The 21452-nt window shown below is 72.9% G+C and carries 18 protein-coding genes and 1 riboswitch; of the genes, 7 read left to right on the plus strand and 11 right to left on the minus strand.

Going from position 1 to position 21452, the window contains the following annotated elements; all coding sequences use genetic code 11:
- Nucleotides 1-9: 9 nt before the first annotated feature.
- Nucleotides 10-1467 carry a tetratricopeptide repeat protein gene (locus AB0937_RS08720; protein WP_366710451.1) on the minus strand — a complete coding sequence of 486 codons (1458 nt, stop codon included), beginning with the start codon at nt 1465-1467 and terminating at the stop codon, nt 10-12.
- A 159-nt stretch (nt 1468-1626) separates the two neighbouring features.
- On the opposite strand from AB0937_RS08720, the gene AB0937_RS08725 reads away from it, so the two are divergent.
- The 3 genes from AB0937_RS08725 to AB0937_RS08735 all read left to right on the plus strand — a co-directional run bounded on the left by AB0937_RS08725 (nt 1627) and on the right by AB0937_RS08735 (nt 4015).
- On the plus strand, nt 1627-2130 hold the full coding sequence (locus tag AB0937_RS08725; protein ID WP_366710452.1) for a DUF6668 family protein: 504 nt from the start codon (nt 1627-1629) through the stop codon (nt 2128-2130).
- 26 nt (nt 2131-2156) lie between these two features.
- Complete coding sequence (locus AB0937_RS08730; protein ID WP_366710453.1) at nt 2157-3281, plus strand: amidase; 1125 nt, start codon at nt 2157-2159, stop codon at nt 3279-3281.
- A 152-nt stretch (nt 3282-3433) separates the two neighbouring features.
- Nucleotides 3434-4015: an NAD(P)H-dependent oxidoreductase gene (locus AB0937_RS08735; protein WP_366710454.1), complete on the plus strand. Its 582-nt coding sequence runs from the start codon at nt 3434-3436 to the stop codon at nt 4013-4015.
- Between the two features lie 21 nt (nt 4016-4036).
- Here the strand turns inward: AB0937_RS08735 and AB0937_RS08740 are convergent, their stop codons facing one another.
- From AB0937_RS08740 to AB0937_RS08755, 4 genes are all read right to left on the minus strand, one after another.
- Entirely contained in the window at nt 4037-4954 is a 918-nt protein-coding gene (locus AB0937_RS08740) for an ABC transporter permease (RefSeq protein ID WP_366710455.1), read from the minus strand.
- On the minus strand, nt 4941-5930 hold the full coding sequence (locus AB0937_RS08745; RefSeq protein WP_366710456.1) for an ABC transporter ATP-binding protein: 990 nt from the start codon (nt 5928-5930) through the stop codon (nt 4941-4943). The genes AB0937_RS08740 and AB0937_RS08745 overlap by 14 nt, the downstream gene beginning before the upstream one ends.
- 41 nt (nt 5931-5971) lie before the next feature.
- Nucleotides 5972-7222: a DUF2092 domain-containing protein gene (locus tag AB0937_RS08750; protein WP_366710457.1), complete on the minus strand. Its 1251-nt coding sequence runs from the start codon at nt 7220-7222 to the stop codon at nt 5972-5974.
- A gap of 231 nt (nt 7223-7453) precedes the next feature.
- Nucleotides 7454-8464, minus strand: a complete 1011-nt coding sequence (locus tag AB0937_RS08755) for a polyprenyl synthetase family protein (protein WP_366710458.1) — start codon at nt 8462-8464, stop codon at nt 7454-7456.
- A 502-nt stretch (nt 8465-8966) separates the two neighbouring features.
- Nucleotides 8967-9142, plus strand: a riboswitch (cyclic di-AMP (ydaO/yuaA leader).
- A gap of 5 nt (nt 9143-9147) precedes the next feature.
- On the opposite strand from AB0937_RS08755, the gene AB0937_RS08760 reads away from it, so the two are divergent.
- Nucleotides 9148-9927 (plus strand): transglycosylase SLT domain-containing protein, encoded by a 780-nt coding sequence (locus AB0937_RS08760; RefSeq protein WP_366710460.1) that lies wholly within the window; start codon nt 9148-9150, stop codon nt 9925-9927.
- Here the strand turns inward: AB0937_RS08760 and AB0937_RS08765 are convergent.
- The gene (locus AB0937_RS08765) at nt 9891-10739 is read right to left on the minus strand and encodes an HAD family hydrolase (RefSeq protein WP_366710462.1); all 849 of its coding nucleotides are present in this window, start codon (nt 10737-10739) and stop codon (nt 9891-9893) included. The genes AB0937_RS08760 and AB0937_RS08765 overlap by 37 nt on opposite strands.
- A gap of 171 nt (nt 10740-10910) precedes the next feature.
- On the opposite strand from AB0937_RS08765, the gene AB0937_RS08770 reads away from it, so the two are divergent.
- From AB0937_RS08770 to AB0937_RS08780, 3 genes are all read left to right on the plus strand, one after another.
- Entirely contained in the window at nt 10911-11996 is a 1086-nt protein-coding gene (locus tag AB0937_RS08770; RefSeq protein ID WP_366710464.1) for a GNAT family N-acetyltransferase, read from the plus strand.
- A 20-nt stretch (nt 11997-12016) separates the two neighbouring features.
- The gene (locus AB0937_RS08775) at nt 12017-13318 is read left to right on the plus strand and encodes a glycosyltransferase (RefSeq protein ID WP_366710465.1); all 1302 of its coding nucleotides are present in this window, start codon (nt 12017-12019) and stop codon (nt 13316-13318) included.
- Between the two features lie 113 nt (nt 13319-13431).
- The gene (locus tag AB0937_RS08780) at nt 13432-14187 is read left to right on the plus strand and encodes a polysaccharide deacetylase family protein (protein ID WP_366710467.1); all 756 of its coding nucleotides are present in this window, start codon (nt 13432-13434) and stop codon (nt 14185-14187) included.
- Nucleotides 14188-14199: 12 nt separating this feature from the next.
- On the opposite strand, the gene AB0937_RS08785 is transcribed toward AB0937_RS08780, so the two are convergent.
- The 5 genes from AB0937_RS08785 to AB0937_RS08805 form a co-directional block, all read right to left on the minus strand.
- Entirely contained in the window at nt 14200-15249 is a 1050-nt protein-coding gene (locus AB0937_RS08785) for a glycosyl hydrolase (RefSeq protein ID WP_366710468.1), read from the minus strand.
- 95 nt (nt 15250-15344) lie between these two features.
- On the minus strand, nt 15345-15785 hold the full coding sequence (locus AB0937_RS08790) for a hypothetical protein (protein WP_366710470.1): 441 nt from the start codon (nt 15783-15785) through the stop codon (nt 15345-15347).
- Nucleotides 15782-17599: a glycosyltransferase gene (locus AB0937_RS08795; protein ID WP_366710472.1), complete on the minus strand. Its 1818-nt coding sequence runs from the start codon at nt 17597-17599 to the stop codon at nt 15782-15784. Before AB0937_RS08795 ends, AB0937_RS08790 begins: the two co-directional genes overlap by 4 nt.
- A gap of 246 nt (nt 17600-17845) precedes the next feature.
- On the minus strand, nt 17846-20116 hold the full coding sequence (locus AB0937_RS08800; RefSeq protein ID WP_366710473.1) for a lipopolysaccharide biosynthesis protein: 2271 nt from the start codon (nt 20114-20116) through the stop codon (nt 17846-17848).
- Nucleotides 20109-21368, minus strand: coding sequence for a DegT/DnrJ/EryC1/StrS family aminotransferase (locus tag AB0937_RS08805; RefSeq protein ID WP_366710474.1), 1260 nt, complete (start codon nt 21366-21368; stop codon nt 20109-20111). The genes AB0937_RS08800 and AB0937_RS08805 overlap by 8 nt, the downstream gene beginning before the upstream one ends.
- Nucleotides 21369-21452 lie beyond the last annotated feature (84 nt).

A 21452-nucleotide genomic window follows, 5' to 3' on the forward strand; every position in this document is an offset into this window, starting at 1 on the left:
GCCCCACGGCTACTGCTTGCGGGCGCGTTCGGTGAGTCGGCCCATGCGGGCACGGGCCGACTCCAGCTGCTCGACCTCCTCGGCGGCGGGGCCGTCCTCGGCGGCGAGTTCCGTCCACAGGCCGATCAGGTCGCGCCCGAGCTCCAGCCCGAGCGCCGGGTCGCGCACGGCGCGCCAGGCGGTGGCCGCGCTCTCCACGTTGCCGTACGCGGCCTCCGCGTCGCCCGCGCGGCGATGGGCACCTGCCAGGTCGAGCGACAGCCGGAAGGCGCGGAGCGGGTCACCGGCCAAGTAGGCGATGTAAGCGGTGAGTTCGCCCAGCCGGAGCACCTCCGGGTGCTCCGGCCCCAGCGTCCCCGACGCCTGCACGAGGGTCTGTTCCGCCAGAGCGGCGGCCGCTTCGATCCTGCCCTCCTTCACCGCTTCGTTGATCCGTCCGACCGGCTCCGCGAGGAGCGCGGGCGCGTTGGACTCGCCCGGGGCGGTGAGGGGTTCGTCCCCGAGCACGGCCTCCGCGACGGCGTCGAAGCCCCGGGGAGGGGTGGGCTTGGGGTCGGGGTCGGCGGCCATCAGGACGTCTTCCGGGACCGGCGCGGGGCGCGGAGCCGGCCGGGCGTCGGGGACCGGGAGCGGCCTGGCGTCCATGGGCGGGGGCGGGCCGAAGGCGCCGGTGGGCGGAGCGACGGTGCCGGGCGGCGTCGCCGCGTCCGGGGCCGGGGGCGCGTCCTGCGGCGCGGGTTCCGCCGACTCCGGTACGGCTCGCAGCTCGAAGGTCGGTACGGGTTCGGCGGGCGGCTGCGGCTCGGGCACGGTCCGCAACCGGAACGTCGGGGCGGAGCCGTGGCCGGGCTCGGGCACGGGACGCAGCACGTGCGTGGCCCTGTCGCCCGGCGGGTGCGGCGGCTCGGACGGCGGCGCCGCGATGTCAGCGCCTGGAACCTGCTGCGGCCCCTGTGTGGACGCGGCCTCGGCGACTCGGGCCTGCTGCGGCCCCTGCGCGCTCGCCGTGTCGGTCGCTCGGGCCTGCTGCGGCCCCTGTGTGGACGCGGCCTCCGTGACTCGGGCCTGCTGCGGCCCCTGCGCGGTCGTCGCTTCGGAGCCCCTGGGGTGCTGCTGCCGGGGTGGGGGCGTGGCGATCGGCTCGGACGTGAAGTGGCTGGAGCCGTCCGGGTCGACCTGGAGCGGGACGACGTAGCCGATGCGCTCGTCGCGGATCGTCGCGAGGACGGGATGGCCGGTGGCGAGGGCGATGTGGTGGAGGCGGTTCAGGACGGCCCGCTGGATCTCCTCACCGGGGGCCGCGAAGACCGGGACCCCTCCGACGGAGGCCCCGTCGGTCACCCCGGCCGCTCCCCCGCCCACGTCCGTGCCGGCCCCGGGGACATGGACGTCGATCGGCGCCGCCGGGGTCGCCGCGTGCGCGGCCTGATTCTGTTCCCGCTTCTTCTCGCGGCTGAGTCGCGACATCGTCCCCTCACTGGGCGTCGTACACCTACTGTCGAGTGTGTCCGCTCGCCCCCGTTTCTCACGTCACCACGGTGTCACAGGCTGGTCCCAAGGACCGTCGGCCCCGGCACGGTCGCCGGGGAGGGCATGAGGACCGGACGTACGAGGGAGGAGAGGGGCATGCACACAGGCATGCGACAGGGGCCCGAGATCTGGCTGCGCGGCCCGGTGACCACCCCGGAGCCGGGGCCGCCGGAGCCCGCGCACGCCCATGCCACGGCGCGGCGTTTCTCCTGGGTCGGCACGCACGGCGGCGCGGGCGTCTCCACCCTCGCCGCGGTCTACGGCGGCCATGACAGCGGCCGTTCCTGGCCCGGGCCCGGCGATCCCCCGTCGGTGCTGCTGGTCGCGCGGACCCACACGGCGGGACTCGACACGGTCGCCGGCGCGGTGGAGCTCTTCCGGCGCGGCCAGGCCCCGCCGGGGCTCGACCTGGACGCCGTCGTCCTCGTGGCGGACGCCCCGGGCCGGCTGCCGCGCCCACTCGCCCAGCGGGTCAGAGCCCTGGAGTCGGTCATCGACGTGTACCGCGTGCCGTGGGTGCCGTCCTGGCGGCTCGGTGAGCCGGGCCGCCCGCCACGTGAGACGGAGGATCTGGCCAGGTTGACGGGAGCGGCACGCTGACGGCCCCGCCCCTGTCGGCCGCGCCCATGTCGGCGGGGGAGATCGCGGCGGCCGTCCGGACCCGGGAGCTGAGCGCGACGGACGCGGTGGCGGCGGCCCTGGCCCGCGTCGAGCGGGCCGATCCGCACCTGTGCGCGTTCGTCGAGGTGTGGGGCGAGGAGGCGTTGCGGCGGGCGGGTGAACTGGACACGCGGCTCAACCGGCGGGGCGCGGATCCGTCCCTGCCGCTGGCGGGTGTGCCCATCGCGGTGAAGGGGCGGCACGGGCTGCGCGCGGCGGAACCGCTGCTCGCGGCCGGCTGTGTGGCCGTGGGGGCCACGTCCGTGCCCGGGCCGGGGACGCCCTGGCAGACGTGGGGGCTCGGGGCCCGGGACCGGACCGTCAATCCGTGGCGGGCCGACCGTACGCCGGGCGGTTCGTCGGCCGGGGCGGCGGCGGCCGTGGCGGCCGGGCTGGTGCCGCTGGCGACGGGCAGTGACGGAGCCGGGTCGGTGCGGATCCCGGCGGCGTGGTGCGGGGTGCTGGGTCTGAAGTCGACCGGTGGGCGGCTGCCGTCGGGCGATCGTACGGGGCTGGCCGTTCCGGGGGTGCTCGCCCGCTCGGCGGGGGACGCCGGGCTGTGGTGGGCGGTGGTGTCCGGGGAGCCGGTGCGGCCGGAGGCGGCCCTGCCCGTCACCGCCGTCTGGTCCCCCGACCTCGGATTCGCCGAACCCGACCCGGAGCCCGTCGCGCTGGCGTGGGCGGCCGTGGAGCGGCTGGTGGCGGCCGGGGTCGTACGGCTCGTACGGCCGCGGGTGCCGCTGCGGCTGGATGACCCCGGGCCGGCCTGGCTCGCCCTGCGGACCCCCGGCGCCGATCCGGCCGGGGCAGAGCGCCTCCGGGCGGAGAACGACCGGCACCTCGCCGGGGTCTTCGGCGAAGCCGAGCTGTTGCTGACCCCGACGGCACCGACCGCCCCGCACGGGCACGCGGGGCCCGGGGACCGTTACTCCACCTCTCTCACCTGGGCGTTCAACCTCAGCGGGCACCCTGCGGTGAGCCTGCCGGCGGGCTTCGGCACCGATGGCTGCCCGGCCGGACTGCAGCTGGTGGCTCCGCACGGGCGGGAGGCACTGCTGCTGGCCGTGGCGCGGAGGGCGGAGCGCGGCTGACGGGCACATCCGGAACTGGCTGACGGGCGCTGAAGGAACCGACCGAGCTGACGGGCGCACCTGGCGCCGACGGGCACCCCTGGCACATTTACTTGCGTACGCATATGATGCACACGCGTGTAATTGATGTACGCCGACTTTGAGGGGCACCCATGACCCGCCGTTTCCTTTTCGTCCTGGGCAGCGCTCGCGCCGAGGGCAACTCAGAGCTGCTGGCCCGCCGGGCCGCCGAACAACTGCCCCCGGACGTCGAGCAGGAGTGGCTCGACCTCACCGCGGTTCCGGTGCCGGACTTCGAGGACCTGCGCCACGACAGCGACCACGTCCGCCCGACCGAGGGCAACGTGGCCCGGCTGCTCGACGCCACGCTCGCGGCGACGGACATCGTGATCGTCACGCCCCTGTACTGGTACTCGGTCTCCGCGCAGACCAAGCGCTACCTCGACTACTGGTCGGGCTGGCTGCGCACGCCGGGCCTGGACTTCAAGGCGACCCTGGCCGGCCGCACCCTGTGGGGCGTCACCGCCCTCGCGCACACGCAGGAGGTGGTCGCCGACCCGCTCGTCGGGACGCTGCACAACTCGGCGGCGTACATGGGGATGCGCTTCGGCGGGGTGCTGCTCGGCAACGGCAGCAAGCCCGGTGACGTGCTGACCGACGACGCGGCCCTGACCCGCGCCAAGACCTTCTTCGCGCAGGAGGCGCCCCCGGCCAGGTTCCTGTACGAGGACTGAGCGCCGGGCCGGGCCCGCGGCCTAGGCGGTGATGTCCTTCGTCGTGAAGCGCGCCCACGCCGCCGACCCGAATACCGCCGCGTACAGGGCCTGCAGCTCGAAGTTCTTCGTCAGGTCGTCCCAGTAGACCGGCTCGCGCATGAGGTCGGCGAAGGACAGCCAGTAGTGGGAGAAAAGGCAGGGCTGGAGGGTGTGCAGCTGCGGGATCTGGTCGAGGATCTGGACCGTGATCAGCAGGCCGACGGTCGTCGCCATCGCCGCGATGCCGCTGCCCGTCAGCGTCGAGACGAACAGGCCGAGCGCGGCGACGCCGATCAGCGAGGCTGCGACGGCCAGGGCGATCAGCAGGGCCCTGACCAGGCCCTCGGCGAAGCCGATCCGGGTGCCGGAGATGGTCGTCAGGTCCCCGAGCGGGAAGAGCAACGCGCCCACCGTCAGCGCGGACACGGCGACCACGAGCGTGGCGGCCAGGCAGAAGACGACGACCGTCGCGTACTTGGTGAGCAGCAGGCGGCTGCGGCCGGCCGGGGCGACCAGGATGTAGCGGAGCGTGCCGGAGCCGGCCTCGCCGGCGATCGCGTCGCCCGCGACGACCCCGACCGCCATGGGCAGGAAGAACGGCAGCGTGGCGGCCAGGGCGGTGAAGACGAGGAACAGGCCGTTGTTGGTGATCTGCGAGATGAAGGCCGGTCCCCCGCCCCCGCCTCCGGGGCCCGCCGGGGAGCCGTCGCTGGTCTCGATCCTCACCGCGATGCCCACGAGGACGGGGACGGCCGCCAGCACCGCGAGCAGGGCCAAGGTGCGCCAGCGGCGGAACGTGGTGAGCAGTTCGTTGCGGAGCAGGGTGGCACGGAAGGCCGTACGGCGAGTGCGGGGCGTCGGTGGCCGGTCGCGCGGCTCCCCGCGCCCCTGAGCGGCGCTCGGCTCAGCCCGCGACATCGAAGCCCTCCCCTGTCAGTGCCACGAACGCGTCCTCCAGTGAGGCCCGTTGGACCGTGAAGCCGCGCACCCGGACCCCGGCCGTCACCAGCGCCGCGTTCACCTCGGCGAGGTCGCGGTCCGGTGGTTCGCCGATCACCCGGTCGTCGGTGACGACGACGTCACCCACGCCCTGCTCCTTCAGCACCCGGGCCGCCTCCGCCGTGTCCGGCGTGGTCACGGCCAGCCGGCCGCGCGCCCCGGCGGACAGCTCGGCGACCGGGCCCTGCGTGATCAACCGGCCTTGCGTCATCACGGCCGCGTGCGTGCAGACCTGCTCGATCTCGTCGAGGAGGTGGGAGGAGAGGAAGACGGTCGTGCCGTCCGAGGCCAGTTCCCGTACGAGGGTGCGGATCTCACGCATGCCCTGCGGGTCGAGGCCGTTGGTCGGCTCGTCGAGGACGAGCAGCCGGCGCGGCTGGAGCAGCGCGGCCGCGAGGCCCAGGCGCTGTTTCATGCCCAACGAGTAGGCCTTGGCCTTCTTGCCCGCGGCGGCCGTCAGGCCCACCCGGTCCAGTGCGGCGGCGACCCGGGCGCGCCGGGTGCGCGGATCGGCGGCCGGGTCGGCGCTGTCGTAGCGGACGAGGTTGTCGCGGCCGGAGAGGAAGCCGTAGAGGGCCGGGCCCTCGATGAGGGCGCCGACGTGCGGCAGCACGGCGCGGGTGGCCCGGGGCATGGGCTGCCCCAGGACCCGGGCCGTGCCGGAGGTGGGTTCGATGAGACCCATCAGCATGCGGATGGTGGTGGTCTTGCCGGAGCCGTTGGGCCCGAGGAAGCCGAAGACGCTGCCCGCCGGGACGGTCAGGTCGAGACCGTCGACGGCGAGCTGTCCGCCGCGGTAGCGCTTGGTGAGCGCGCGGGTGGCGATGACCGGTTCGTCGCCGGTCCCGGCCCGGGTCCCACCCTGCTCCGGTTCCGTGGCGGACACCTCGCCCATCGGCTCCCTCGTTCTCTTGAACTCCCGTACGCCTACGGGGCTCACTTTCCGGTGTCGGCCGCCTTCACGAGCGCGTCCTTGGTGACCAGGCCCGCGTAGACCTTGCCGTCGTCGGTGACGAGGGCGTTGACCAGGCGGGTCGAGAAGACCGTGCCCGAGCCGAACTCGCCGTGGACCTTGTCGCCGAGCGAGTCGAGGAAGCCGCCGAACTCGCCTCCGGCCTTGCCCGAGGGCACGCCCTCGCCGCCGGTGTCGAAGGTGGCGATGGCGTTCCACCCCTCGCCGATGGTCTTCATCCCGTCGGGGCCGCCGAGGCCCTTGCCGACGCCCTCCCCGGCCCCGGGGGCGTGGTCCTTCGCACCGCCCTTGCCGAAGTCCTCGCCGAAGCCCTTGTGTTCGCTCTTGGGGGTGTCCTTCTCCTCGGTGACCTTCGCGCCCTTGGGCGGGGTGAAGTCGAAGGTCGAGGCGGCCGGCCCGGCGAAGTCGACCTTCGTGAAGCCGACGTCGACGACGGCGGCGCCGCCACTGGCCGGGGTCAGCGTGAACTTCAGCGGCATGCCGGTCTTCGCGTCCACGGCCACGGTGATCGCGCCGACCGTCGAGCCGGACTGCTTCGGCTGGACGACCAGCTTGTAGGCGTCCCGGCCGGCGACCTGGGCGGTGCCGTCCACGGTCACGGACGTCGTGTCGTCGACCGCCTTCAGGGCCTCCTGGGCGAAGTCCTTCGGCGTGGCCGGCGGCTGCTGGTCCTTGCCGCGCTCCGGGCTCTCGGCGGAGATGCCGTGGTAGACCTCGTTGGACTTGCTGTCGTAGCCCCAGACGTCCTTGCCGTTGTGGATGACGCTGTACTCGGCGGCGTTCTCCAGCAGCGACAGCTTCTGCCGGTCCGGGCCGTCCACGGCGACGCGCAGGGTGTGCGTGCCGGAGGCCAGTTCGGTGAGCTTGGCCGACGGATCGGCGGAGGAGCCTTCCCCGCCCTGGCCCGCGGCGCCGGACAGCAGGCTGGACTCCAGGCCGCCGAGGTTCGGCAGGCCGAGGTCCGTGCTGATCTTCACCGTGCCGGACAGCTGCTGGACGTCCGACTTCGCGATCTTCTCGATGAGCTGCTGTGCGGTGATCTTCGGGAGGTCGGGGTCGCCGGAGTCGGCGAGGGCGGGCACCAGCCCGATCGTCGCGGCCGCCACCCCCACCACCGTGACCGGGACGACGTACCGCGCGGCCTTGCGCCGCCCGGAGCGCTGCTCGTCGACCTCCCCGGCGGTCGTGCTGTCGTCGGATGCGTACGGTGCCATGTGTGCCCTACCTCCGTGGTCGGCGGCGGCTGTCCGTGTCGTGCACGCACTCGTCCCTGAGCCGCCATTCTCACCCGAACAGGTGAGGAGTGGTGTTTTCCGTGCTCACCATCTGACCAAATCGGCCAGGGAGATACGTCAGACCCCGGGCTCAACTGCGCGTACTGCTGGGGTATGACACGGAGGGGCGACTTCTCCCCCGACCCGTAGGGGTCGTACGGGGGAGACGTGCTAGCCGGCCCGGTGCACCACCGCGTCGCACAGCTCCAGGAGGGCCGTCTTCGCGGTGCATTCCGGCAGCGGTGCCAGCGCCGAACGGGCGTCCTGGGCATAGCGGACGGTGTCCCGCCGGGCCTGCTCCAGGGCCGGGTGGGCACGCAGCAGGCGCAGGGCCTCGGTGTGCCGTGCGTCGTCGGTGAGGTCGGAGTCGAGCAGCTCGCACAGGGCGAGGTCCTCGGCGAGCCCGAGCCGGGCCGCGCGCTCCCGCAGCCGCAGCACCGGCAGGGTGGGGATGCCCTCGCGCAGGTCGGTGCCGGGGGTCTTGCCGGACTCGTGGGAGTCGGACGCGATGTCGAGGACGTCGTCCGCGAGCTGGAAGGCGACGCCGAGCCGCTCGCCGTACTGGGTCAGCACGTCCACGACGGTGTCCTCGGCGCCGGACATCATCGCGCCGAACCGGCACGACACGGCGATCAGCGAACCGGTCTTGCCGCCCAGCACGTCCAGGTAGTGCTCGACGGGGTCCCGGCCGTCCTGCGGTCCGGCCGTCTCCAGGATCTGGCCGGTCACCAGGCGCTCGAACGCCTCGGCCTGCACCCGCACGGCCTCCGGGCCGAGGTCGGCCAGGATGTGCGAGGCCCGGGCGAAGAGGAAGTCGCCGGTGAGGACCGCGACGGAGTTGCCCCAGCGGGTGTTGGCGCTCGGGACGCCGCGGCGCACGGCGGCCTCGTCCATGACGTCGTCGTGGTACAGCGTGGCGAGGTGGGTCAGCTCCACGACGACGGCCGACGGCACGATCCCGGGCGCGTGGCGGTCGCCGAACTGGGCGGAGAGCATCACGAGCAGCGGGCGGAACCGCTTGCCGCCGGCCCGCACCAGATGCTGGGCGGCCTCCGTGATGAAGGGCACCTCACTCTTGGTGGCCTCGAGCAAGCCTTCCTCGACAGCCGCCAACCCGGCCTGGACGTCGGCTTCCAGATCCTGGTCCCGCACGCTCAGCCCGAACGGCCCGACGTCGGTCACGAGGGGTCTCCTGTCTGCTGTGTCTGCCGGTGATTACGCGGATTGTCGATAGGTCGCCGCTCTCACTCCAGTCAGCGTATCCGGTCACGTTTCGATCACCGCCAGCGCCCATGGTTACAGGCCGGGTGGTATCCGATCACGACCGCTATGTTTTCGATCAACCTATAAGAACAGATATTTATCGACTTACCCAGTGGTAGTGAACTATGCACGATTTGCCGCGATGAGTCGGTGAATTCCTGTTGGCGGAAATTGCCCTTCCGGCTTGTGATCAGTGAGGTCAATCACTTCTCCCCCCATTCCACCCCTTCTCGGCGCCGGCCCGTACCGCCGTTCCCCGAAAGCCAGTTGAGCCTTGGCTCCCGCAAAGGATCAAGTGACGCAAACTCCCCCGACCAAGGTCAACCGCGCGATATGTGATTGAGGCGCTTGTTCCCGACATGTGCTCTCGCATACGTTCCGGCCCTGTCCGGCGGACGCCTAATCCTGCCGCCGCCCGGACTCCCCACAGGAACCGACTCACTCACGCGTGGCAGGAGCGGGGGACCCAGGTAAGTCGCCGGTCCGCACAGCGGCACGGCTCGGGGTGAAGCCGTGTACGGCACACAGCGCCGTACACGGCCGGGCACCTCCCGGCCCGAACCCGACAGCTCACCTCGCAGGCGCCGGAGAGGAACATCGCCATGGCCGGACGAGGCAAGCACCGTCGCCCCAGAACCAACCCGCTGACCCGAGGCATCGTCGCCGTCGGTACCGGTGGAGCCGCACTCACCCTCCCGCTCCTCGGGGCCACGCACGCGAGCGCCGCCGAGACCCAGAGCGCCCCCGCCGCGCAGTCCGTGAAGCAGGCGGCCCAGCCCGCCAAGTCCCACACGTACACCGTGGTCAAGGGCGACTCGCTCGCCCGCATCGCCGACAAGTTCGACGTCTCGGGCGGCTGGAAGCAGCTCTACAAGGACAACCGCGCCGCCGTCGGCGACAACCCGAAGCTGATCCACCCGGGTCTGAAGCTGAAGGTGAAGACCGCCAGGGCTGCGGACGCCCCGAAGAAGACGGCGACGAAGTCGTCCGCCCCCGCCAAGCCTGCCGCGAAGCCCGCCGGCGGTGTCGCCCAGGCCACCCAGGCGTCCGCGAAGACCTACGCGAACAACCTCGACGGGTGGATCCGCGAGTCGCTGGACATCATGGCGCAGCAGGGGATCCCGGGCTCCTACGACGGCATCCACCGCAACATCATGCGCGAGTCGTCCGGCAACCCCCAGGCGATCAACAACTGGGACTCCAACGCCGCCGCGGGCACCCCGTCCAAGGGCCTGCTCCAGGTGATCGACCCGACGTTCGCCGCCTACCACGTGCCCGGCACCTCCTTCGACCCGTACGACCCGGTCGCCAACATCACGGCGGCCTGCAACTACGCGGCCGACCGCTACGGCTCGATCGACAACGTCAACGGCCCGTACTGAGGCGCCCCGCCCAGCAGTCGCTCGAGGACGACGGCGATGCCGTCGTCCTCGTTCGACAGGGTGACCTCGTCGGCCACGGCCTTGAGTTCGGGATGGGCGTTGGCCATCGCGACGCCGTGGCCGGCCCAGTCGAACATCGGGATGTCGTTGGGCATGTCACCAAAGGCGATGGTGTCCGTCGGCCGCAGCCCCAGATGCTCGGCGGCCAGCGCCAGACCGGTCGCCTTGGTGATCCCGCACGGCTGGAGCTCGACCGTGCCGGGCCCCGACATCGTCACCGTGGCCAGTGAGCCGACCACCGAGCGCGCCGTCGCCGCCAACTCGTCGTCCGTCAGGTAGGGGTGCCGCAGCAGCACCTTGCTGATGGGCTCGCCCCACAGGTCCTCGCGCCGGTCGACCCGGACCGCGGGCAGCGTCGGGTGCGGCATCAGATAGCCCGGCTCGATCAGCGTGAGCCCGTCGACCCCGTCCTGGTCGACCGCCGCGTACACCTGCCCCACCTCGGCCTCGATCTTGCCGAGGGCGGTCTCCGCCAATTCCCGGTCCAAGGTGATGGACCACAGCAGCCGGTCCGCGCCGGCGTCGTACACCTGCGCGCCCTGCCCGCACACCGCGAGCCCCGTGCAGCCGAGGTCGTCCAGGAGCGGCCGCACTCTCGGCGCCGGCCGGCCCGTCACCACGAGGTGCTGGGCACCGGCGTCCGCCACCCGCGCGAGCACGGCTAGGGACCGGTCGGACAGGGTGTCGTCGCCGCGCAGCAGCGTCCCGTCCAGATCGGTGGCGATGAGTGAATATGCGATGGGTGCGGCCATGATCAGAGAATACGGACAGCGCGCCCCTTCGTTTCATCGCACGGAGGACGCCGATTGCCCGGTTGAAGGCCTCTGCACCGATTGGCAACAACATGCTCCGCTACCTACCCGTGGGGCCGCACAGAGCGGTACCTTCCATGTGTCCAGGGGGGACTTGATCGGGGGGTCGGGTTGAGCAGTGGGCGCATTCGCGTGGCCGGGCCCGGGGAGCTCGGCGAAGGAGAGAGGGAGCGCTGGCGGGCGCTGCGCGCCGCCTCGGAGGCACCGCGCAACCCTTTCATGGAGCCGGAGTTCACCGAAGCCGTCGGCCTGGTCAGGCCGGGAGCCCGGATCGCGGTGGTGTACGAGGGGCCGGAGCCGGCCGGTTTCCTGCCCTATGAGCGGGGCCCGTTGGGGCAGGGCCGGGCGATCGGGCTGGGCGTCTCGGACGCGCAGGGCGCGATCCTGCGGCCGGGCCTGGGCGTCGGGACGGGCGAACTGCTGAAGGCCTGCTCCCTGTCGAGCTTCGCCTTCGACAATCTGGAGGCCGAGCAGCGGCTGTTCGTCCGGTACGCGGCCGAGGAGTACGCCACCTACGTCATCGACGTGGAGAAGGGCTACGAGACGTACGAGTCGGTGCTGCGCGCGCAGTCGCCGAAATTCCTGAAGACCACGCTGGCCAAGGAGCGCAAGCTGGGCCGGCAGGCCGGTGAGCTGCGGTTCGTGTTCGACGAACGCGCCCCGGCCGCGCTGCGCACGCTCATGGAGTGGAAGTCCGCGCAGTACCGCAGGACCGGCCGCCGGGACCGGTTCGCCCAGGAGTGGATCACCCGGCTCGTCGGGCGGCTGGCCCGGACCCGGGCCGCGGAGTGCAGCGGCACGCTGTCCGTGCTGTACGCCGGTGAGCGACCCGTCGCCGCGCACTTCGGACTGCGCTCGGCCTCCGTACTGGCCTGCTGGTTCCCGGCGTACGACCCGGAGTTCGCGAAGTTCTCGCCGGGGCTGGTGCTCCATCTGCGGATGGCGGAGGCGGCGGCCGCCGCCGGCATCGGCATGCTCGACCTGGGGCGGGGCGCCGCCGAGTACAAGGACGCACTGAAGACGGGCGAACTGCCCGTGTACGAGGGTGCGGTAACCCGTCCGGGGGTGGGCGCGGCACTGCACTGGCTCAGCCGCGAACCGGCGCGTCGTGCGCACAGCTTCGTCCGCAGCAGGCCGCAGCTCGCGTCGCTGGCCGCGCGGACGCTGAAGGGCGCGGCTCGGCTGCGCCGTACCTGACACACGAGGGGGGTGGGCGCATGGCCCGTTCGGTGCGTGCGCAGGAGGAGATCCGGCGGTTCCTGGACATCGGGGCGGTGCAGGTCGCCGAGCTGGACCTCGACGGTGACGAGGCGGTGCTCAGACCCGGTCCGGGGAGCCCGCCCGTGACGCACGGAGAGGTGTTCGTGCTGGTCAGGAGAGGCGGCCGGCCCGTGGGCACGCTGCTCGGGCGGGTGCCGGAGGGGGCGGATCCGAAGGCTGTGCTGGCACAGCGGGCGCGGGCGGAGTGCGGGCCGGCCGTCTTCGGCGGACCCGTGGAGCCGCCGTTCACGACCGTCGTCGTCGCGACCCGGGAGCGGGCCGGCCAACTGGCCCGGGCGCTGGACTCGCTGCTGGCGCAGGACCACCCCCGGTTCGAGATCGTCGTCGTCGACAACGCGCCCGTCACCGGCGGGACACGGGAGCTGGTCGAGCGGAAGTACGCCGAGCGCGTGCGGTACGTCTGTGAGCCCGTTCCGGGGCTCGCAGCCGCCCACAACGCCGGGCTGGACGCCGTCGGCGGCGAGGTGGTCGCCTTCACGGACGACGACGTGGTCGCCGATCCGCGCTGGCTGACCGAGCTGACCGCGCCCTTCGCCGCCGACCCCGGGCTCGGGTGCAGCACCGGGCTGATCCTGCCCGCGCGGCTGACCACCCCGGCCCAGGTGCTGCTGGAGAGCCACGGCGGTTTCGCCAAAGGCTTCACTCCAAGGACGTACGACCCGGCGCACCCGCCGGGCGACGAGCCGCTGTTCCCGTTCACGGCCGGGCGGTTCGGCTCGGGCGCGAACATGGCGTTCCGCACGGCGGTGCTGCGTTCCGTCGGCGGTTTCGACCCGGCCACCGGGGCCGGGACCGCGGCCCGGGGCGGTGACGACCTCTACGGCTTCGTGCGGGTCCTGGCGCAGGGCCACCGGCTGCGCTACACGCCGTACGCCCTGGTGTGGCACCACCACCGGGAGACCTGGCGGGACCTGGAGACCCAGGCCTACGGCTACGGCGCCGGGCTCACCGCCTACCTCACCGCGGTGCTCGTGAACCGGCCCGCGCTGCTGCCCGCGTTCCTCGCGCGGCTGCCCCGCGGCCTCGCCCACGCCCGTGCGCTGACGGCGGTGCGCGCGACGGACGGGGCGGACGGCACCGGCACGCCCGGTGATCACGACGCGCGCACGCACCCGTGGCCGCGGCGGCTGTCTCGGCTGCAGCGCAGGGGGATGCTGTACGGGCCGGCCGGCTATCTGAAGGCGCGGCGGGTGCTGCGCGCGAACGCTCGTGAGAAGACCGCCCGGGGGGCGAGATGAGGACGGACGGCAAAGGCCGGGCGGAGCGGGGTGCGCGGGAGGGCGAGGGGCCGGTGTCCCCGCCGCGGGCCGGAGGGTCTCCCGCCGTCCCCGTCTTCCTCTACCACTCCGTCATGGACGATCCGCCGGACTGGATCGCCGAGTTCACGGTCACACCGAAGCAGTTCGCCGCGCATCTCGACGCCGTGGTCCGCAGCGGGCGCACGCCCGTCACGATCAGTGCGATCGCCGATCACCTGGCCGGGCGGGCGCCGCTGCCGCCCCGGCCCGTGCTGCTCACCTTCGACGACGGTTTCGCCGATCTGCCCGGCCCCACCGCCGAGGCCCTGGCCGAACGCGCGCTGCCCGCCACCGCGTATCTGACCACCGGCGCCATCGCCCCGGGTGGCCGCAGTCTGCTGCCGCCCGCGCCGATGATGAGCCTGTCCGGCGCGGCGGAGCTGGAACGTTCCGGCATGGAGATCGGCAGCCACACCGTGACGCACGCGCAGCTCGACACCCTGCCCGCCAAGGCCCTGGCGTACGAACTGCGCACGTCCAAGGCCGTGCTGGAGGACGCCCTCGGGCACGAGATCCGGCACCTCGCCTACCCGCACGGCTACAACAGCCCCCGGGTACGGGCCATGTCGGCGCGGGCGGGCTACGAGACGGCGACCGCCGTGCGGCACGCGCTCAGCTCCGACCGCGACGAGCGGTACCGCATCGCCCGGCTCATCGTCCGGCGCACCCACACCGTCGCCGACGTCGAGACCTGGCTGGCCGGCGCGGGCGCACGGGTGGCGCCGTACCGGGACGGGCCGAAGACGATCGCGTGGCGGTGGTACCGGCGGGCCCGCGCGGTCGTGCACGGGCCCGAGTTCGCGGGGTGACCCCGAGCCCTGTCACCTGAGCGGCTGGTTGAGGTACGGGTCGGAGACGGCCTTGCGCAGGCTCCGCCAGGCCGTGTCGTTCGCCACCGCCAGATTGCAGTGCGGGCCGGGGTCGCGGTAGTTCCACTGGAGGGCGGCCTTGACGCCGTCCAGGCCCTTCAGCACGCCCGGCACCTGCGCGTACCACTCGGCCTGCCGCTCAGGGCGGTTCCCGTCCGCGGCGGTGCCGAACTCGGAGAGCATCAACGGCTTGTCGTCGGAGATGTTCGCGCGGATCCAGTCGTGCGTGGCGTGCTGCGTCTGTGCGAAGGAGAGCCAGCCCGCGTCGTGACAGCGGTAGTAGTTGTACTGGTTGTAGCCGATCCAGTCGACGTAGTCGTCGCCCGGGTACATCTGCTTGATCTCGTCGGCGTGGTCGAGGTAACCGGTGGTGATCCACGTCCACACCACGTTGTCCACGCCCAGGGCGCGGAACCGGTCGTGGATGTGCCGGTAGGCCTTCACATAGTCGGCGGGCGTGCCGCTCTGAGGGGTGCGGGTGTCCATCTCCAGGTCGAAGGAGAGGAACACCTTCTTGCCGTAGTCCTTGAGGCGCCGGGCCTGGACGTCGATGACCTTGTCGTCCAGCTCCCCCGATGCGATCTGCTTCCAGGTCGGCTGCTGCCGCTCCGTGCCGCCCCACCACTTGCTCTCCCAGGAGAGCAGCAGCAGGTGGTCCTCGCCGACGCGCCGCTCCTCCGGGGTGAGCAGTTGCCCCTCCCGCCGGGCGCCCGAGGGCAGGGACATGTCGTGGTACGTGTACACGATGTCCAGCTCGCGGCCCACTCGCTTCTCGTAGGCGCGCACCTTCTCCGGCAGGTCGTCGCGCTCGTGCGGCACGAACGCCCCGAACCAGGCGCCGCAGGGCGGCTCCAGAAGAGCCGTCGGGCGGCAGTCCGCCCCGGAACCGGCCGCTCCCTGCTCCTGCGGTCCCGAGGCGTCCCGCAGGGCGAGTACGGCGACCAGGACCGCGCTGACGACCGTGGCCGACGTGAACAGCAGCCGGCGCCGGCTCGACGCCAACGGGCCGGCGGCCTGCGCCTGGTGCGGGTCTTTCCGGTGCTGCCCTCCGGTCGTGCTCGGTGTGCGGCGAAAGGGACGGTCGGGACGGTTGAACCTCACTGAGCGGAACCCTTCGGTGTCCTGGGTGTCGTCCTCGGCGGCGGGGAGGCGCGCAGCGGCGGACAGAACGCGGCGAGTGTGGTCAGCAGCGTCAGCGTCAGCAGCACCCGCTGCGCGCTGAAGGTGTGCGTGGCGATCAGCACGGTCGCGACGAGCATCACGGCGCCGATGCTCAGGAACAGCGTCAGCATCAGCCGCTCCAGCAGGTCGGAGCGGCGCGCGAAGTCCGGGTCCCGGCGCTCCACGGGCCCCTCGGCGGACCGCGCCTCCAGGACAGGGGCGCAGACTCTGACCATGGCGGCGCCCGGCCCCGCCGCAAGGAACAGCACGACCGCGGTGCCCCGCAGCGGCGACCCTCCGGGCAGGGCGAGCGCGGCGAGCGCAAGCCAGCCGCCGAACGGGGGCAGCATCCGGACCACGAGTTCCTGCGGTGTCATCGCTCCGCTCCCCCTGACTGCTTCAGCACGTAGAGCCATCCGGCGCTGTTCTCCGCCACGAGCCGGAACCGCGGCGATGCGGCGACGGACCTCTGAACGCGCCGCAGTTGCGCCTTGTCGAGCTGCCCGTTCATCTCCGAGTTGGCCAGCTGCCCCTGGGTGAGCAGGAAGTAGGCCCGGCCCGGCCGCTCCACTCCGGCCATGTCGCGCGCGAGGGTGGCGGCGGGGCTCCTGACGATCCGGTCGACGTGGCTGCGGCCGTCGTCGAGGAACCAGTAGTGGTCGACGCTCCCGTAGGAGGCGTACGCGTCGGGGTAGTTACGGTTGGCGGCCACGACCAGTGAGCCGTCGGGCGCCTGGTCGAAGAGCTGCCGTACGAGGGCCACTTCCTGCGGTGGGAAGTAGTTGATCCGGTCCTTGCCGGAGTAGGCGGGGACGAACGCCAGGGTGGTGCCGAGCAGCGCGGCCAGCGGCACCCAGGTGGCGATGCCCCACCGGCGGCGCTCGGCGGGGCCGGCGGTCTGCCGTCTGCCGGCTTCCTGCGCGGCGGCGTCGGCGGCCAGGGTGCGGACCTTGGGCAGCAGCGCCGCGGCGGCGAAGAACGCGGCGCCGGGCAGCATGAACAGCAGCACCCGGAAGATCATCTCGCTGCCGTAGCTGCTCGCCGCGAACATCGGCAGCGGGGCCGCCGCGATCAGCAGCAGGGGCCATGCGCGGTGGCGCAGCACCCGCTGGCGCCACACGCCGACGACCGCGAGCAGCAGCACGGAACCGGACAGCAGCCGGGCCGCCCAGGAGGTCGCGATCGCTCCGGTGCCGGTCGGGGTGGCTCCGTACCCCGTCTCGACGTTGGCGCCGACGTCGCCGATGGAGCGGATCATGTCCGGCAGCGCCGCGGACAGGAAGGGCAGCGCGGCCGTGAGGCACCACGCCAGGAAGATCACGACGGTCGTCACCACCGGGACCCAGTCGCGATGGCGGCGGCTCAGGCACAGGGCGAGCAGGCAGACGACCAGCATGCCCGGCGTGAGCTGGTGGGAGATGACGATCGTGACGATCAGGAAGGTGAGCACCACCGTCCACACCGCCTGCCGAGGCTGTCCGCGGCGCACGGCGGACCGGCCGAAGCGGCGCAGGACCACCGCGAGCACACCCACGTGCAGCGCGTACGCCACGGACTGGGGGGAGAAGTAGTCCTGCCCCACCCAGTTGGCGACGTAGAAGAGCCAGACCGCGGTCCAGATCAGCCGCCGGTCCTCGGTGAAGGTGCGGTAGATCAGCAGCAGCGGGAGCAGCAGCATCAGGCTGGAGACCAGGGGCCACCAGGCCATGAACATCGCCGCCGAGTCCACGCCCAGCAGCCGTTGCAGGGCGGCCTGGGCGGCGAAGAAGCCCGGCCACTGGTCGTACACCGCCATGTCGCCGACCTGGTCGGCCGTCTGCAGTCCGCCGGCCGTCAGCAGGTGGTCGATGACCGCTTCGTGCTTCCACGCCCAGGCGTACAGCGGGGTCGGGTAGAGCACGGCCTGCGTGGCCCGCTCCATCACCAGCAGACCGAGCACGTACGCCGCCGACCAGGTGCCCGGGCGGCGCGGGTCGCGGACGGTGAACCAGAAGCCGGTGGTGAGCACTGCCAGTCCCGCCCAGAAGGCCGGGTGCAGCGCGCTGAGCAGCCCGTAGTCGTCGAGCCGCGAGACATCGGTGTGCCGCACGGCGTACGCCCAGAGCGCGAGCGCGACGAGCAGCAATGCGGCGGGCCCGGCCGGTGCGCGGCGCCCGGACCAGACGGGGGGCAGGTCGGACAGATCCGTCACGGGCTCATGGGCGGGGCTCGACGACTCCGAAGTGGACGGACTGGAGGACTGGCTGGCTGTCTCGGGGCCGCCGGCGGGGGTGTTCGAGCCGTCCCGTGGGGGTGTCGGTTCCGGCGTGGATCTCTCCCTCGGTGTGACTGGCGGACGCACGGTGGTTCCCCCCTGGCGGTTGCTCTCTTCGGCTGTGCTCGGCTCTGTCGGCTCTGTCCGGGCCCGGGCCCGGGTCGGTCTCGGCTTCGGGTGTGATCAGTGGCGGGGCCGGCCGTTCGGTAATGCGCCGGCCGTTCGGTTGGCTGTCGGACCTGTCGGGGCTGTGGTGCGGGAGCGCGACCACGCCGACGCGGCGCGGTGCAGCGGCCAGAGCAGCAGGAGGGCGACGAGCAGGGGTGGCGCGAGGGGTGCGAGCGCATCGCGCCACACCCAGCCGCCGACCGCGACGAGATACAGAACCCCCCAGCGCCCCGGCCACGTCAGACGGCCGCCCGCGCTCGCGAGCAGCAGCCCCAGTGGCACGAGGCAGAGCAACTGGCAGACCGGCGGCGCCCAGCGCAGCAACGGCTCGGGCCCCTCGAGCCCCACCGCGTCCGCCAGGAAGCCGGCCGTCTTCTCGTACAACGCCCCGTCCACCGGCCGCGGTTCCCGTCCGAGGGCGACCGGGGCGGCGTACAGGGCGCACAGGACGGCGCCCAGTGCCGTGCCGGGCAACCACGGGTCGCGCCGGGTGCTCAGCGTGACGGCGGCGACGAACACCACGAGCAGCAGGCCGCCCGCGCTGAGGGACGGCAAGGGCAGACCCGCCAGCAGCTGACGCCCGCTCAGGGCCGCTTCGGATGCCCGGTCGAGCCACGGCAGGTCCCGCAGCGGAGCGCAGAAGAAGACGACGGCGACCCCGAGCAGGCTCCACAGGGCGCCTCTCAGCCGGCGCTCCCACGGCTGCGGGTCCGGTTCCCCGGGCTCGTGGAGCGGTGGCTCCCCGGTCGGTCCGTCCGGCCGCACGATCAGCGCCAGGGTGTCCGCCTGCAGCGCCTCACGCTCGTAGCCGGGGCGCCCGATGAACAGCGTGACCGTGTCCTGGTCGCCGTCCTTGGGCTGGTAGGCGGCCCGGCGGGCCCAGGTCGTGCCGTATCCGGCGGTGGCGTTGAGTTTCGCCCAGCGGGTGCCGTAGGCGGTGTCGGCGGCGGCCGTGCGGACGGCGGGGGTGCCCTCGCGGGGGCGCAGGGCCGCGCGCAGCCCGGCCATGGAGACCACGGCGATCAGCGTCATGCTCAGCAGCACCGCCCAGCCGGCGCCGGCGATCCCCGACGGTGTGAACAGCACGGCAGCGCTGCCCAGGACCAGGGCGCACATGGCCCCTTGGAGCGCGGCCAGCACACCGGTGCGCCCCTGCACGCGCAGCACGCCGATGTACAGCTCCACCACGACCCGTGGCAGGGCGCCGAGGGCGAGCAGCCGCAGCACGGTCGAGCCGTGCTCGGCGTAGTCGGGGCTGAACGGCGTGAGGATCTGCGGGGCGAAGACGACCAGCACCGCCACGACCGGGACCAGCAGCAGCGTCATGCGCCGCAGGGCGCCCCGGACGCCGTCAGCGAGCCGGCGCGGGTCGTGCGAGGCGTGTGCGGTGAGCGACGAGGCCATGTTGATGGCCATGAACTCCATCGTGCCGCCGACGGTGTAGGCCACGTAGAAGTAGCCGTTCTCGGCGGCGCTGAAGCGGACCGCGACCATCACCGGCAGCAGGTTGATCATCGCCAGGCTGAACAGGGCGCCCAGCGAGTCCCCGGCGAGGAAGCGGCCCATGTCCCGGATCTTCGGGGGTTCTTTGTCGCGGTCGGCCTCCGCCTGGCGCGGGATGAGCCGGCGGAAGATCAGCCAGCCCAGCGGCAGGGTGGAGAAGGCGATCGCCACCGCCCACGAGACGAAGATGCCGAGGACGGGCAGCGTGCCGGCGAAGACGCCCAGGAGGACCAGCTTGCCGACCGAGAACACCGCGTTGCCGGCGGGCACCCACTCCGCCTTGCGCAGCCCGGTGAGCACTCCGTCCTGGAGGGTGAGCAGCGCCCAGGCCACGCACGCCGCGACGAACACCGCCCCCGCCACCGGCGTGCCCAGGGGTGCGTAGGACGCTCCCCAGGCGTCGAGCGTGAGCAGGAAGACGGCGGCGGCGAGCGCCACGACCAGCGAACTGGCCACGTACGTGCCCCACACGAGCCGGCCGGTCTCCCGTCCCGCGCGCGGGACGAAGCGGACGACGGCGCCGATCATCGTCGTCGCCGTGATGCTGGCGAGCAGCCGCATCGCGGCGATCGCGGCCGAGCCCTGGCCGACGGCCTCCTCCGTGTAGTAGCGGGCGGCCACCAGCCAGAATCCCAGGCCCAGTACGGCGGAGACGCCGGTGCTGAGCATGAGGAAGTAGGCGTTCTTGAACAGCGAGTCGTGGGTGTGGTCGCCGTCGGCAGGCTTCGGCCCGCCGCCATCGGTGCGCGCGGCGGCGGGCTCGTGGACCTGGATCTCAGCCACGGGACCGTCCCAGCCCTCCCGGTGTCGGTTCGTTCCCGGGCAGCTCTCCGGGCGCCCTGACGGGTTGCGCCCCGGACCGCTCCAGCACCTCGATGACCGTCCGCGCCCGCAGCGGGTCCACGGGCAGCGCGTGCCGTGCGAACCAGCGGGCCGCCTCGGGGGCCGGTGAGGGGTCGGTGAACTCCGTACCGGCGTAGTCGTCCAGGGGCGGGTCGTAGAGGTAGCCGACGACGACGCCCTGCCGCGCCAGCGCCGCGATCGCCGCGTCCCGGTCGGCCACGAACAGCGGGACCCGGAACAGCGGCTGCGTCCCGTGGCCGTCGCGCGGCTTGGCCCAGGGCGTGGACAGCAGCAGTTCCGTGCCCGCCCGGCAGGCGTCCAGCACCTCGTCCAGCCGGTCGAGTTTGCGCCCGACGCGGCGCAGCCGCAGCCGGCCGGACTCCAGGCGGTAGTCGTGCATGTCGACACGCACCCACGGGTGGTGGGCGTCGAGCCCGGGTGCCTCGTGTGCGGCGAGGGCGAGTTCGTCCGGGCGCAGCGGCATGCGGATCTCCTCGCGGTCCGCCAGCCCGAGCAGCCGGACCGCCGCCCAGGCGGCGCGCCGCAGCCGCAGTCCGCGCACCGCCGCCTCCGCGTACGGCCGGACCAGGTAGGCGAGTTCGGCACTGGTCCGGCGTGGCGCGAGCAGTCCCTCGCAGGTCTTCTCGACCGCCTCCCGCAGGCCGGGGTCGGCGAGCGAGAGCATGCCTCCGGCCTTGGCCCCGACGTGCTTGGACAGGCTGAACACGGAGGCCTCGCCCCACGCCCCCACCGGCCGGTCCCCCACCCGGCTGCCGATCGCGTGTGCCCCGTCCTCGAACAGCGGGATGCCCAGGGCGTCGCACTTCTGCCTCAGGCGCGGCGCCGGGTCCGGGTTCCCGTACAGGTTCGTCGTGAGCACGGCCGACACCGAGCCCCACACCTCGTCCGGCACGGCATCGATGTCGATGGACGCGTCCAGCGGGTTCAACGGCGCCTGCACCGGGCGCAGTCCGGCCGCGAGCACGACGAAGAAGATCACGTCGTCGTTGACCGGCGACATCAGCACCCGTCCGCCGGGCGGGCACCAGTGGCGCAGCGCCACGTACAGCCCGAAACGGCACGACGGTACGTACACACATTCCCGGCCGAGCCGGACGCGCATGGTCTCTTCCAGCCGCTTCGGCTGTGCACCACGCCGCACCGAACCCGGACCGGCCTCCCCTATGGCCATCCGCCCCCCAGATGTGCCGTGGGAAAGCCCCCTCCCCGAGGCCTTCCGGCACCCGCCCAGAGTCGCCCCGTTCGCACCGCTCCG

The organism is Streptomyces sp. NPDC047880, assembly GCF_040706515.1.
Classification (GTDB): Bacteria; Actinomycetota; Actinomycetes; order Streptomycetales; family Streptomycetaceae; genus Streptomyces.

What these genes read in the sequence shown, in the direction of transcription:
- AB0937_RS08720 (WP_366710451.1), bottom strand. Translation starts at nt 1,467, where the DNA reads ATGTCGCGACTCAGCCGCGAGAAGAAGCGGGAACAGAATCAGGCCGCG.
- AB0937_RS08725 (WP_366710452.1), top strand. Translation starts at nt 1,627, where the DNA reads ATGCACACAGGCATGCGACAGGGGCCCGAGATCTGGCTGCGCGGCCCG.
- AB0937_RS08730 (WP_366710453.1), top strand. Translation starts at nt 2,157, where the DNA reads ATGTCGGCGGGGGAGATCGCGGCGGCCGTCCGGACCCGGGAGCTGAGC.
- AB0937_RS08735 (WP_366710454.1), top strand. Translation starts at nt 3,434, where the DNA reads ATGACCCGCCGTTTCCTTTTCGTCCTGGGCAGCGCTCGCGCCGAGGGC.
- AB0937_RS08740 (WP_366710455.1), bottom strand. Translation starts at nt 4,954, where the DNA reads ATGTCGCGGGCTGAGCCGAGCGCCGCTCAGGGGCGCGGGGAGCCGCGC.
- AB0937_RS08745 (WP_366710456.1), bottom strand. Translation starts at nt 5,930, where the DNA reads ATGGGCGAGGTGTCCGCCACGGAACCGGAGCAGGGTGGGACCCGGGCC.
- AB0937_RS08750 (WP_366710457.1), bottom strand. Translation starts at nt 7,222, where the DNA reads ATGGCACCGTACGCATCCGACGACAGCACGACCGCCGGGGAGGTCGAC.
- AB0937_RS08760 (WP_366710460.1), top strand. Translation starts at nt 9,148, where the DNA reads ATGGCCGGACGAGGCAAGCACCGTCGCCCCAGAACCAACCCGCTGACC.
- AB0937_RS08765 (WP_366710462.1), bottom strand. Translation starts at nt 10,739, where the DNA reads ATGGCCGCACCCATCGCATATTCACTCATCGCCACCGATCTGGACGGG.
- AB0937_RS08775 (WP_366710465.1), top strand. Translation starts at nt 12,017, where the DNA reads ATGGCCCGTTCGGTGCGTGCGCAGGAGGAGATCCGGCGGTTCCTGGAC.
- AB0937_RS08780 (WP_366710467.1), top strand. Translation starts at nt 13,432, where the DNA reads ATGGACGATCCGCCGGACTGGATCGCCGAGTTCACGGTCACACCGAAG.
- AB0937_RS08790 (WP_366710470.1), bottom strand. Translation starts at nt 15,785, where the DNA reads ATGACACCGCAGGAACTCGTGGTCCGGATGCTGCCCCCGTTCGGCGGC.
- AB0937_RS08805 (WP_366710474.1), bottom strand. Translation starts at nt 21,368, where the DNA reads ATGGCCATAGGGGAGGCCGGTCCGGGTTCGGTGCGGCGTGGTGCACAG.